The sequence below is a fragment of the Variovorax sp. CAN15 genome (genome assembly GCF_030462475.1).
In the GTDB taxonomy this organism is placed as follows: domain Bacteria; phylum Pseudomonadota; class Gammaproteobacteria; order Burkholderiales; family Burkholderiaceae_C; genus Variovorax.
Genome location: NZ_JASMRZ010000018.1, coordinates 32,492 through 45,330 on the forward strand (window position 1 = coordinate 32,492; position 12,839 = coordinate 45,330).

Here is a 12,839-nt window from a genome sequence, read left to right on the forward strand (position 1 = left end):
CATGAGTTGTTGGAGGAACCTTCATGCTGCCCAGCCCTTGTGAACCTCCTGTAAGCCGCGCGCGAAGTCTTGTGTAAAGCTGTGACGCGCCTTTGGGGTCTTTCTGGCTCTTGCTAGCGCTCACTCACTCGCGCAGGAAGCCCATGAAAGGCTCATTCCTGCAGTTCCCGCAGGTCGATGGCCGCGGCCATCGCGGCATGGCCGGCCTTGTTGGGATGCAGATGGTCACCCGAATCGAACAGCGGGTTCAGCGCCTGCGGATCGGCCGGGTCACGCAGCGCGGCGTCGAAGTCGATCACGCCGTCGATGTCCTGCCTGCCGCGGATCCAGAGGTTGACGGCCTCGCGCATGGCCTCGCTCGCTTCGCTCCAGTAGGGCGTGTTCCTGAACGGCGGCACGGTGCCGATCAGCACCTTCACGCCCTTGGCGCGCGCCTGCTTCGCGAGCTGCTGCAGGCCCTCGGTGATGCGCTCGGCCGTCGGCACGTCGCGCGACTTCAGCTCGGCGCCCGGCACCTTGGCGAACATCGCGCGGCCGATGTCGTTGGTGCCCAGCAGGATGATCGCGTGCGTCGCGCTGCTCTGCTTCAGCACGTCGAGCTCGAAGCGCGAAAGACCGCTGGGCCCGATGCCGTCGGCCAGCAGGCGGTTGCCGCCGATGCCCACGTTGAGCACCGCGACGTCCTGCCCGCCGGGTTGCGTATCGCGCAGGCGCGTGGCGAGCATGTCCGGATAGGAGCCGAGCGTGGCTTCCGCGCCGCCCGCGGTGATCGAGTCGCCGAAGGCCACGACAGTGCGGATGGGCTTGGTCGTGAGCACGTCCAGCCCGGTCACGATCTGGTTGAACGAAAGCGGCGTCGGGTTCTGGAGCTTCGGTGCCCTCACCGCGTTGCCGGGCGCCATCCATGTCGTGCCCGGCTCCTGCAGGGCGATGGTGGCGAACGGCGCGGCGCGATCGAAGAAGGCGCTCGCGACCACGGTCTGCCCCGCCTGCACCGCCAGATCGACGCCGTCGCTCCACACCTCGGCGCCGGGTGCGATGGTGACGGTGGGCCGCCCGCCGAAGCGAAGCTCGCGCAGGGTGGCCGGCGAGAAGGCCTCGGCGCCGGTACCGCGCGCGGCGCTCGCGGCGGCGATGCGCAGCGGCGTCTTGCCGAAGCGGTTCGAGAAGCGGATGCGGATGCGCTCGCCATCGAGCGACAGTTCCACCTTCTGGCGAAGCGTGCGCCCGCGCAGGTCATTGCCTGCGGGCGAGGAGTACTTGGCGCCGCCCGGACTCGCGGCCAACTCGGCGAAGTCGAGGGGCGCCACGGCCCAGCTCGCGACCCAATGCGCCTCGGCGGGCTGCCGCGGCCGCCCATCCGTCGTGACGGCATGCACACCGACGGCCAGCAAGGCAAGGAAGAAGGCCGCCGCCCAGTGCGCGACGGCCACGTCGCGAAGGCGGGCCACCCAACGGGAAACCAGATTCATGCAAGCAAAGCGGGCCAGTGTACGGAGCCACCGATCTCCCGTACGTGACGAGGTCTAAAGCCCGGTTACCAGGTGTCTACGTAGGCAACAGCAGGCGCTTGCGCCTTCGTCGCGGACGACAGCCCGCGCACCAGCCAGGTGCGCGTGTCGGCGGGGTCGATCACCGCGTCTATCTCGAGCGTCTGCGCCATGTGGATCGCCTCGCCGTTCTCGTACTGTTGCCCCACCAGCTTCCTGAACAGCGCATCGCGCTCGGCGCCTTCGGGCGCGGCGGCCAGTTCCTTGCGGAAGCCCAGCCGCACCGCACCTTCGAGCCCCATCGCGCCGAACTCGCCGGTGGGCCAGGCCACGGTGAACACCGGCGCATCGAAGCCGCCAGCCGTCATCGCCTGTGCGCCCAGGCCATAGCCCTTGCGCAGCACCACGGCAAAGAAGGGCACGCGCAGATGCGAAGCCACCATGAACATGCGGCATACATGGCGCACCTGCGCCTGCGCCTCGATCTCGGGCCCGACCATGAAGCCGGGCGTGTCGCACAACGAAACAATTGGCAGGCCGTGCGCATTGCACAGCTGCATGAAGCGCGCGGACTTGTCGGCCGCCTCCACGTCGATGGCGCCGCCCAGGTGATGCGGGTTGTTGGCCATCAGCCCGACCGGCCTGCCCTCGATGCGCGCGAGCGCGGTGACGATGCCCGCGCCGAAGCCCGCGCGCAGTTCGAGCAGCGAGCCGGTGTCGGCCACGCCGCGCATCGCGGCGCGCACGTCGTACACCCGCAGTCGGTTCTCGGGCACCACGTGGCGCAGCGTGCGCGGGTCGGCGCACTGCCAGTCGGTGGTCGCGCCCTGGAAGTACGAGAGGTACTGCTTCGCGGCGGCCACCGCCGCGGCCTCGTCTTCCACCAGGATGTCGATCACGCCGTTGCGCGACTGCACCCCGCTCGGCCCGATCTGCTCCGGCGCGAAGGTGCCGAGCCCGCCGCCCTCGATCATCGCGGGGCCGCTCATGCCGATGTTGCTGCCCCTGGTGGCGATGATCACGTCGGCGCAGCCCAGCAGCGCCGCATTGCCCGCGAAGCAGCGGCCATGCACGATGCCCACCACCGGCACCTTGCCCGAGAGCGCCGCGAACTGGCTGAAGGTGTGGTTGTTGAGGCCGGCCACGATGGGCATGTCGGTATCGCCCGGCCGCCCGCCGCCGCCTTCCGCGAAGAGCACCACCGGCAGCTTCAGCTGATGCGCCACCGCGAGCAGTCGGTCGGTCTTGTGGTGGTTGCGCATGCCCTGCGTGCCGGCCAGCACGGTGTAGTCGTAGGCCAGCACCGCGCAGCGCGAGGCCTCGGGCCCGAACTGCTTCGCGTTGACGCTGCCCAGCCCCGTGACCATGCCATCGGCGGGCGTGTTGACAACCAGGTCTTCCAGCGTGCGGCGGCGCGTCTGCGCGGCGATGGCGAGCGCGCCGTACTCGATGAAGTTGGCAGGGTCGGAAACTGTGTCGCACAGGTCCGCGATGTTCTCGCGCGCGGTGCGGCCGCCCTGCGCATGGCGCTTGTCGACGGCCGCCTTGCGGTTGGCGTCGAGCGTGAAAGCATGGCGGTCGATCACTTTTTGCAGGTCGGGGCGGATCGCGTCGAGGTCATGCTCGGCGCGCGCCTCGGCCTGCACGGCCTGCGCGTCTACGGCTTCGAGCCGCACCAGCGACTGCCCCTCGACGAGGTAGTCGCCCGGCGCGGCCTGCAGCGCCACCACGCGGCCGGCCACGGGCGCGTGCAGCAGATGCTCCATCTTCATGGCTTCCAACACGCCGAGCTGCGCGCCGACCGGCAGCACGTCGCCCACCTCGACCTCGAGCTGCACGAGGCGCGCGGGCATCGGGGCCTTGACGGTGAGTTCGTCGGAATCGTCATCGCCGGCAACGGGCATCTGCCCAACCGGAGCGGCCACCGTCTTTCGCACCTGCTTCTCCAGCGCCGAAGCGGCGGCGAGCAGATCGCCCAGATGCGCCTCCACGAAGCGCGTGTGCACCGCCTGCGTCGCGAACTCGGGCCGCGCCGCGATGGCACGCAGCAGCGCGAGGTTGGTGGCGATGCCGTCGATGTGACACTCGTCGAGCGCGCGCAGCGAGCGGCGCAGCGCGTCCTCGAAACGCTGTGACGGCGAATGCACGATGAGCTTGGCGAGCAGCGTGTCGTAGTGCGGCGAAGGCGCCAGGCCCGCGTAGCCGTGCGTGTCCACGCGCACGCCGGGGCCGGCCGGCAGGTCGAAGCGCGCGAGCGTGCCGCCCGAAGGCCGTGCGTTGCCCTGTGCGTCGAGCGTCTCGGCGTTGATGCGCCACTGCACCGCGAAGCCGCGCTGCGGCGCCGTGCGGTCGTCCTCCACGCCGAGCTCGGCCAGCGGCTGGCCGGCGGCGACAGCGATCTGCAGCTGCACGAGGTCCAGCCCCGTCACCGCCTCGGTCACCGTGTGCTCGACCTGCAGGCGCGGATTGGCCTCGATGAACACGAAGGGCAGCGTCGCAGAAGACGCATCGACCAGGAACTCGAAGGTGCCGAGCCCGCGATAGCCCACCGCCTTCGCCATGCGCAGCGCGGCCTGCGTGACCTGCGCGCGCAATGCCTCGGGCAGCGAAGGGCTGGGCGCGATTTCCACCAGCTTCTGGAAGCGCCTCTGCAGCGTGCATTCGCGCTCGCCGAGGCTTGCCACGGCCTTGCCGTCGCCGATCACCTGCACCTCGATGTGCCGCGCATTCAGCATCAGCCGCTCGACGTATACGCCCTCGATGCCGAAGGCCGCCTTGGCTTCGGACATGCAGCGCGCATGCGCCTCGGGCAACTCCTGCGCATCCAGCACCGCGCGCATGCCGCGCCCGCCGCCGCCGCCGATGGCCTTGACCATCACGCCCGCGCCCTGCGCGTGCTGCTGTGCGAAGAAGGCCTGCGCCTGCGCGAGCGTCACGGCGCCGGGGCTGCCGGGCATCACGGGCACGTCGCATTGCGTGGCGAGCTCACGCGCGCGCGCCTTGTCTCCGAACAGGCCGAGCTGCTCCGGCGTGGGGCCGATGAAGACCAGGCCCGCATCCGCGCAGGCCTGCGCGAAGTCGGCGCGCTCGCTGAGGAAGCCGTAGCCGGGATGCACCGCGTCGCAACCCTGCGCCTTCGCCACGGCGATCAGCGCGGCGGCATCGAGGTATGCGCAAGGGCCGGTCGCGTCGAGCGCCACCGCCGTGTCGGCCAGTTGCGCATGCAGTGCGGCGGCATCGTCTCGCGCATGCACCGCCACGCTGGCGATGCCCAGGTCGCGCAGCGCGCGCACCAGGCGCACCGCGATCTCGCCGCGGTTGGCAATCAGAACTTTGGAGAACAGCAAACGGAACCTCTCAGCTTTTGTCTTTGAGCAGGCGGCGCAGCACCTTGCCGGCGCCGGTGGTGGGCAGCGCGTCGATGAAGCTCACTGCGCGCGGCGCCTTGTAGCTCGCCATGTTGTCGCGCGCCCATGCGATGAGCGCCTCCGCATCGAGCTCGGCGCCGGGCTTGCGCACGATGAAGGCCTTCACGACCTCGCCCTTTTCCGCGTCGGGCTGCGCGATGACCGCCGCCTGCGCCACCGCCGGATGCTTGATGAGGATGGTCTCGACCTCCTCCGGGAACACGCTGTAGCCCGAGACCTTGATCATCTCCTTGAAGCGACCGATGAAGGTCAGGTAGCCGTCGGCGTCGATCTTGCCCATGTCGCCCGTGTGCACCCATCCGTTGCGCAGCGTGGCGGCCGTAGCCTCGGGCTTGTTCCAGTAGCCCTTGAAGGTGCCGGGGCTGGTGAGCACGATCTCGCCGACCTCGCCCGCGGGCAGGTCGGCCTGCGTGTCGGCATCGACGATGCGGATCTTCACGCCCGGCACCGCCACGCCCTGCGTGCCCCAGCGCGGCGCATGGTGCGGCGTGTAGGTGTCGCAGGTGTGGGTCTCGCTCAGGCCGTAGGCGGCCTCGAAGGACGTGCAGTTAGGCGCGTGCGAGCGCCACTGCAGCGCCAGCGGCTCGGTGAAGGCGATGCCGAAGCTGGTCACCGGGTTCATCTTCAGGCTGCGCAGGTCGAAGCTGGCGATGTCCGGCACCTGCATGCAGGCCACGTTCATCGGCGCGATGCTGTACCACCAGCTCACCTTGTATGCGGCGATGGCCTGCAGCGCCGCGCGCGGATCGAAGCGGTGCAGCAGCACCGAGGCCGCGCCGGTGAGCACCGGCACGTTGACGCCCATCAGCATGCCGGCGATGTGATAGAGCGGCGCGATCGAGAGCAGCACGTCGGCGGGGCCCACGCCGTTGCAGTCGGCCGCCGCGCGCGTCTTGAAGAGCGCGTTGCCGTAGCTCAGCATCGCGCCCTTGGGCAGGCCGGTGGTGCCCGAGGTGTAGGTCATGAGCGCCACGTCGTCCATGTCGATGGCCACTGGCTGCGGCTTCGCGTCGGCGCGCATCACGGCGAGAAAGTCTTCGCAGCCTTCGGGCACGCTGCGCTCCGTCTTGCGTTCGGCGGCCAGCTCTGCCGGCAGGTCGAGCGCGGGCTCGGCCGGCAGCAGGTCGGCGTAGTGCACCACGAACACATGCTCGAGCGAGCTTTCGGGCTGCACCTTGCGCACCACCGGCAGCAGCGGCGCGGCCGCGACGATCACGCGCGCCTTCAGGTCGTTGACTTGGTAGGCCAGCTCGTGCTCCTTGTTGAGCGGCCCGCTCGGGCAGACGATGGCGCCGATCTTCTGGATGCCGAAGTGCGCGACCAGATACTGAGGGCAGTTGTTGAGAAAGAGCACCACCGGCTCGCCCTTGCCGACGCCCAGCGCCTGCAGGCGCGCCGCGAAGGCGTCGCTGGCGCGGTCGAGCTCGCTCCAGCTCGTGGTGTTGCCGTACCAGATGCAGGCGGGGCTGTCGCCGCGCTCGCGCGCGTGGGTGCGCAGGTACTCGTGCAGGGGCTGCTGCGGGCGGTCGGGCAATGTCTCCATGGCGTCACTTTCTCAGGGTTATCGATAGCAGCCCGCAAGGGGCAGGCGCTTGCCAATGGTGCATGGTGCACGAACAATCCTACCCATGGGTATAACTTCCGCGACACGGCAAAAACCCTCTGGCTCCGCAGACCAGGGCAACGTCACGGCGCAGCCGCACCTGCCCCAGGGCACGGGCCGGCAGCGCGCGGCCACGCAGGGCACCGACCAGCAGCGCGAGCGCATCCTGCAGGCGGCCGCGCAGCTCTTCGCGGCCCAGGGCTACGCCAACACCACCATGGCGCAGATCGTGCGCGAGCTGGGCATGACCAAGCCCTTCGTCTACTACTACTTCCGCGACAAGCAGGAGATCTTCGAGACGCTCTCGTGGCGCCCCGCTGTCGACTGCTTCACCGCGCTCGACTTCGCCGCCACCGATCCGCGCCGCGCGAGCGAGAAGGTGCTCGAAGGCATCGAGCGGCTCATCCGCGCGACCATCTCGCACCACCCCGTGGCCTTCTTCCCGTACCGCGAGCCGCAGGTATACCGGCCCGAGTACCTCGCCGCGCAGAAGAAGCTCGCGCACCACTTCTACGACCTGCTGTGCCCGCTGCTCGAGGAAGCGCGCGCCGACGGCGACCTCGACTTCGACGAAACAAAGATCACCGCGCTGGCTGCCTGCAGCCTGCCGGGCTTTCTCTACAGCTGGTATCGCCCGGGCGGGCGCCTCTCGCCCGACGAGGTGGTGGCCGAGCTCACCAAGCTGGCCAGCCGCGTGATCGGGCTGCGAACGAAGAACTGAAGACAACAACCTCCGGAGACAAACCATCATGAAGTTCAGGAATGCGCCACTGGCGCGGATCGCTCTTGCCTGCCTGGCCGCCACGGCCGGCGCTGCGCACGCCCAGCAGGCGWCCTACAAGATCGCCTACATCGACCCGCTCTCGGGGCCCTTCGCCAACGTGGGCGAATTGATGCTGATGCACACGCAATACGCCATCGAGGACATCAACGCCAAGGGCGGCGTGCTCGGCGGCACGAAGCTGCAGCTGCTGCAGTTCGACAGCAAGCTGTCGGCCCAGGAAAGCCAGAGCGCGCTGCAGGCGGCCATCGACCAGGGCGCGAAGGCCATCGTGACTGGTGGATCGGGCTCCTCGGTGGTCACGGCGCTGGTGCAGTCGGTGGCGCGCTGGAACCAGCGCAACCCGGGCAAGGAGCTGATCGTGCTGAACCACTCCTCCATCGACCCCGAGATGACGGGCAAGGGCTGCAGCTTCTGGCACTTCCAGACCGAGGCCAACACCGCGATGAAGATGAAGGCGCTGGCCAACTACATCAAGAAGACGCCCGACGTGAAGAAGGTCTACCTGCTGAACCAGGACTACGCGCATGGCAAGCAGTGGGCCAGCTATGGCCGCCAGATGGTGGGCCTGGCGCGGCCCGACATCCAGTTCGTCGGCGAGACGCTGCACCCCATCGGCCGCGTGAAGGACTTCGCACCCTACATCGCCAACGTGAAGCAAAGCGGCGCCGACTCCGTCATCACCGGCAACTGGGGCCAGGACATGACGCTGCTGCTGAAGGCCGCCGGCGACGCGGGCTACAACCTGCGCTACTTCAACCACAGCGCGGGCTCGGTGCCGGGCACGGTCACCGCGGTGTCGCAGGCGAAGCTGGGCCAGCTAACCTGGGTGGCCGAATGGCATCCGGGCGAGGCCGACACGCCCAAGGTGGACGCGCTGGCCAAGGCCTACAAGGCCAAGACCGGCAAGGACTTCCTCGCGCCGCGCATCGACATGACGCCGCGCCTGCTGGCCGCGGCCATCAACAAGGCCGGCTCTACGGACACGGTGAAGGTGGCGCATGCGCTCGAAGACCTGACTTTCGATTCGGTGGTGGGGCCGGTGCGCATGCGTGGCGAAGACCATCAGTTGCTGTTGCCGCAAGTGGTCAACACCATTGCGCCGGTGGACGGAAAGACCGTGAAGATGGGCTGGGAAGGCACGAACTACGGGTTTCGCACTGACGCGGTCTATACCGGGAACGAGCTGGCTCAGGGTACCGAGTGCAAGATGGTTCGGCCCTGACTCTTCCAAGGGCCTCCAGGTCCAGGGCGTGTGCGCAGGCCACCGGGTACTCCCCTCCGCGAATGTCCCCCGGGGCTGCGCCCCTCCTCCTTTATTTCGCTGCGGGGAGCACCCGTGCCCTGCGCACAGGGCACGCTGCTGGTTTGCGCCTGATCAGCAAGTGCTCTGAACGCTCGCGACGGCGGGGTGCCTTGCGCAGCGAAATAAAGGGGGAGCCCGAAGGGCGGAGGACATTCGCGGAGCAAAGTACCCCGTCGGCGTGAGCGAGCCCTGAATGACCCCGAGAAACGAATCCAGAAGCTAAGGGAAACCCCGTCCTCCCTGCCCCCGTGCCGTCGGGATACTCCGGTTGTTACACCACGGACATCCGAAGCGGGTCCAACCCGAAGGCACAACAACGATGGCAGGCAAAAACTCGCTCCACCCGATCCCGCATCCAGCGAAGAAGCCCTTCGTTGGCAACCTGCTGTCGATCGGCTCCGACTCTCCCGTGCTCGACATGTGGAAGATCGCGCAGGACCTGGGCGGCATCTACTGGCTGGACATGCCGGGCATGCCGGTGATCGTGGTGTCGTCTCCGGCGCTGGTGGACGAACTCTGCGAGGAAGAACGCTTCGACAAGAGCACGCGCGGCGCGCTGCGCCGGCTGCGCGCGGCCTCGCACGGCCTCTTCACCTCCGACACGAACGAGGAGACCTGGTCGAAGCCGCACAACATCCTGCTGGCCAACTTCAGCCAGCGCGCGATGCAGGCCTACCACCCGATGATGCTGGACATCGCCGGGCAGCTGGTCACCAAGTGGGAGCGGCTGAACTTCGACGAGGAGGTGGACGTGGTGCGCGACATGACAGCGCTCACGCTCGACACCATCGGCCTGTGCGGCTTCGGCTACCGCTTCAATTCCTTCTACCGCGAGGGCTTCCACCCCTTCGTCGATGCGATGGTGCGCACGCTGGAGACGGTGCAGAACCGCCGCGGCCTGCCGCTGGAGGAGCTGATGCTGAAGAAGGAGCTCGCGCAGCAGCGCAAGGACATCCGCTACATGCACAAGATGGTGGAAGACATCATCGAGGAGCGGCGCGCGAGCGGGGCCGACATTGCCACCAAGCCCGACCTGCTGAGCTACATGATCGCGGGCGTGGACAAGAAGAGCGGCGAGAAGCTCACCGACAAGATGATCCGCGACGAGTGCATCGAATTCCTCATCGCGGGGCACGAGACCACCAGCGGCCTGCTTTCCTTTGCCATCTACTTCCTGCTGAACAACCCCGAGGCCATGGCCAAGGCACAGGCCGAGGTCGACAACGTGTTCGGCCCCGACACCACGCAGAAGCCCACCTACGCGCAAGTCAACCGCCTGCAGTACGTGATGCAGGTGCTGAAGGAATCGCTGCGCCTGTACCCCACCGCGCCCGCGATCTCGATGCGCGCGAAGGAAGAAACGAAGATCGGCGGGCAGTACACGATCAAGAAGAACAACATGGTCATCATGCACGCGCTGGCGCTGCATCGCGACAAGGGCATCTGGGGCGAGGACGCCGACCGGTTCAACCCCGACCACTTCAGCCGCGAGGCCGAGCGCGAGCGGCCGGTGAACGCCTTCAAGCCCTTCGGCAATGGCCAGCGCGCCTGCATCGGGCGGCAGTTCGCTCTGCAGGAGGCGGTGCTCACGCTGGGCATGATCCTGCAGCGCTTCAACCTGGTGGACCACACCGGCTACAAGCTGAAGATCAAGGAAGCGCTGACGATCAAGCCCGAGAACTTCAGGATCAAGGCGCTGCTGCGCGACCCGGCCACGCGCCCGCGCGGCAACATGAGCGACGCGGCCGCCGCACCGGTTCAGCCCGTGCAGCAGGCAGAGCGCAAGCCGCAGGCGGCGCGCCACGGCACCTCGCTGCTGGTGCTGCAGGGCTCCAACCTCGGCACCGCCGAAGACCTGGCGCGCCAGTTGGCCGAGGCCGGCGAGATGCGCGGCTTCTCGACGCAGCTGGCCTCGCTCGACGACTACGCCGAGCGCCTGCCGGCCAGCGGCGCGGTCGCCATCGTCTGCGCCTCGTACAACGGCGCGGCGCCCGACAACGCGGCCGAGTTCCACCGCTGGCTCGACAAGGCCGACGATTCGCTCAACGGCGTGCGCTTCAGCGTCTTCGGCTGCGGCAACACCGACTGGGCCTCCACCTACCAGGCCGTGCCGCGCCGCATCGACGAGCGGCTGGAGGCACTGGGCGCCACGCGCGTGCATGCGCGCGGCGAAGGCGATGCACGCGAGGACATGGACGGCGCCTTCCAGGACTGGAGCGACGCCCTCTGGCCCGAACTGGCAAAGGCCTTCGGCATCAAGACCGGCGCCGACACGCCCGCGCAGAGCGAGCCGCTCTACACGCTGGAAGAACTGCCGCCGCCGCAGAAGAACGCGATCGTCGATGCGCTGGGCGCAGTGCCGCTGCGCGTGATCGAGAACCGCGAACTGCAAAGCGGTGGCAACGGCGAGGCCGGCCGCTCCACGCGCCACGTCGAGCTGATGCTGCCCGAGGGCCTTGTCTATCGCGCCGGCGACCACCTGAGCGTGGTGCCGCGCAACGGCCCTGCGCAGGTCGAGCGCGCGATGGCACGCTTCGGCTTCGACCGCACGGCCCATGTGCGGCTGCACGCGGCCACGGGCCGCAAGGCGGCGCTGCCGGTGGAGCAGGTGATCGCGGTCGACCGCCTGCTGGGCGACTATGTCGAGCTGCAGGACGTGGCCACGCGCAAGCAGATCGCCACGCTCGCGGCGTACACCGAATGCCCCTTCAGCAAGCCCAAGCTGGCGGCGCTGTCGGGCAGCGACGACGCCTCGCAGGCGAACTACAAGGCCGAGGTGCTGCACAAGCGCAAGTCGGTGCTCGACCTGCTGCAGGAGTTTCCGGCCTGCCAGGTGCCGTTTGCCGTGTTCCTGGAAATGCTGTCGCCGCTCTCGCCGCGCTACTACTCGATCTCTTCGTCGCCCGCGATGACGCCGGGCAAGTGCAGCGTGACCGTGGGCGTGGTGAGCGGACCGGCCAGGTCGGGCATCGGCACCTTCGAGGGCGTGTGCTCCAACTTCCTCGCGCGGGCCGAGGCCGGCGACACCGTGCACGGCGTGGTGCGCGAGACCACGGCCGAAGGCTTCAGACTGCCGGAGGATGCGGGCCGGCCGCTCATCATGGTCGGCCCCGGCACCGGCCTCGCGCCCTTCCGCGGCTTCCTGCAGGAGCGCGCGTCGCAGGCCGAGGCGGGCACCGCGCTCGGCGAGGCGCTGCTCTTCTTCGGCTGCCGCCACCCCGAGCAGGACTTCATCTACGCCGACGAACTGCAGGCCTGGGCGCATCGCGGCCTGATGAAACTGCACACCGCCTTCTCGCGCGCCGGCGAGCGCAAGGTCTACGTGCAGGACCTGATCCGCGAGCAGGCCGCCCACGTATGGAAGCTGCTGGAAGCCGGCGCGGTGGTCTACGTGTGCGGCGATGGCTCGCGCATGGAGCCCGACGTGCGGCGCACGCTCAGCGACCTCGCACGCGAGCACGGGCACGACAGCACCGCATGGATGGACAAGATGATTGCCGACCAGCGCTACGTGCTGGACGTGTGGGCGGGCAACTGAAGCGGAGGTGGAGGCTCAGGCCTCCATCGCAGGCGCGAAGGCGCCCAGCGTGCCGCGAACACACCAGCCGTCCGGGGTCAGCGCCATCACCCTGTCGGAAAGGCCCTCGGCTCCCGCCGCTGCCTTGATCCTGGCAGCGGCCGAACACATGCGGCCCAGCGCATCGGCGGCGGTGACGGCCTCGCCGCGCGACTCGAAGCTCCCCCGGCTGTCGGTGAAGTAGACGACGTCGCTGCGCGGCACCACCGCGATCAGCTCGCCCTCGAACTCCTGCGCGAACTGCTCCCAGAGGTCCGGCAACAGCAGCATGCAGGCCTCGAAGCCATCGCCCGCGACGAGCGCCCTGTAGCAGCCGAAGTCCCGGGTGCCGACGTTGGGAGCCACGAGCCGCAGCATGTTGTCGATGGCCAGCTCGTACATCGACTGCGTGTCGAGTCCCGTTTCCTGCAGGCCTTCGCGGGTCAGCGTGACGAACCGCGCCGAGGTGTCGACCACGAAGCTCACAAGCAGGTCGGAGTCCGCGGCGAGTGGAAAAGCCACGGCCTCGTGCGCCTCGCGGCTGCCTCCGAGCGCCTCGATCAGGTCCAGCACCGGCCGCATCGCCTGCTCCAGAAAGCCGGCATGCCTGATGCGGGGGTAGACGGGCGGGAGGCTGTGCATGGTGCAGCCATTGTTTTAGGCGGACCAGCGGCG

7 protein-coding genes are annotated in these 12,839 nt (G+C 68.6%); 3 read left to right on the top strand and 4 right to left on the bottom strand.

What is annotated here, in order from left to right; all coding sequences use genetic code 11:
- Window positions 1-152: 152 nt before the first annotated feature.
- The 3 genes from QMO14_RS14460 to QMO14_RS14470 all read right to left on the bottom strand — a co-directional run bounded on the left by QMO14_RS14460 (window position 153) and on the right by QMO14_RS14470 (window position 6,461).
- Window positions 153-1,472 carry a GDSL-type esterase/lipase family protein gene (locus tag QMO14_RS14460; RefSeq protein ID WP_301507899.1) on the bottom strand — a complete coding sequence of 440 codons (1,320 nt, stop codon included), beginning with the start codon at window positions 1,470-1,472 and terminating at the stop codon, window positions 153-155.
- A 65-nt stretch (window positions 1,473-1,537) separates the two neighbouring features.
- A complete protein-coding gene (locus tag QMO14_RS14465; protein WP_301507949.1) occupies window positions 1,538-4,834 on the bottom strand; it encodes a carboxyl transferase domain-containing protein in 3,297 nt (1,098 codons plus the stop codon).
- A gap of 13 nt (window positions 4,835-4,847) precedes the next feature.
- Window positions 4,848-6,461: an AMP-binding protein gene (locus QMO14_RS14470; RefSeq protein WP_301507900.1), complete on the bottom strand. Its 1,614-nt coding sequence runs from the start codon at window positions 6,459-6,461 to the stop codon at window positions 4,848-4,850.
- Window positions 6,462-6,546: 85 nt separating this feature from the next.
- On the opposite strand from QMO14_RS14470, the gene QMO14_RS14475 reads away from it, so the two are divergent.
- From QMO14_RS14475 to QMO14_RS14485, 3 genes are all read left to right on the top strand, one after another.
- On the top strand, window positions 6,547-7,242 hold the full coding sequence (locus QMO14_RS14475) for a TetR/AcrR family transcriptional regulator (RefSeq protein WP_301507901.1): 696 nt from the start codon (window positions 6,547-6,549) through the stop codon (window positions 7,240-7,242).
- A 28-nt stretch (window positions 7,243-7,270) separates the two neighbouring features.
- On the top strand, window positions 7,271-8,527 hold the full coding sequence (locus tag QMO14_RS14480) for a branched-chain amino acid ABC transporter substrate-binding protein (RefSeq protein WP_301507902.1): 1,257 nt from the start codon (window positions 7,271-7,273) through the stop codon (window positions 8,525-8,527).
- A 400-nt stretch (window positions 8,528-8,927) separates the two neighbouring features.
- A complete protein-coding gene (locus tag QMO14_RS14485; protein ID WP_301507903.1) occupies window positions 8,928-12,146 on the top strand; it encodes a bifunctional cytochrome P450/NADPH--P450 reductase in 3,219 nt (1,072 codons plus the stop codon).
- Window positions 12,147-12,161: 15 nt separating this feature from the next.
- Here the strand turns inward: QMO14_RS14485 and QMO14_RS14490 are convergent, their stop codons facing one another.
- Entirely contained in the window at window positions 12,162-12,806 is a 645-nt protein-coding gene (locus tag QMO14_RS14490; protein WP_301507904.1) for a hypothetical protein, read from the bottom strand.
- Between the last annotated feature and the right edge of the window lie 33 nt (window positions 12,807-12,839).

What these genes read in the sequence shown, in the direction of transcription:
- QMO14_RS14460 (WP_301507899.1), bottom strand. Translation starts at nt 1,472, where the DNA reads ATGAATCTGGTTTCCCGTTGGGTGGCCCGCCTTCGCGACGTGGCCGTC.
- QMO14_RS14470 (WP_301507900.1), bottom strand. Translation starts at nt 6,461, where the DNA reads ATGGAGACATTGCCCGACCGCCCGCAGCAGCCCCTGCACGAGTACCTG.
- QMO14_RS14475 (WP_301507901.1), top strand. Translation starts at nt 6,547, where the DNA reads ATGGGTATAACTTCCGCGACACGGCAAAAACCCTCTGGCTCCGCAGAC.
- QMO14_RS14485 (WP_301507903.1), top strand. Translation starts at nt 8,928, where the DNA reads ATGGCAGGCAAAAACTCGCTCCACCCGATCCCGCATCCAGCGAAGAAG.
- QMO14_RS14490 (WP_301507904.1), bottom strand. Translation starts at nt 12,806, where the DNA reads ATGCACAGCCTCCCGCCCGTCTACCCCCGCATCAGGCATGCCGGCTTT.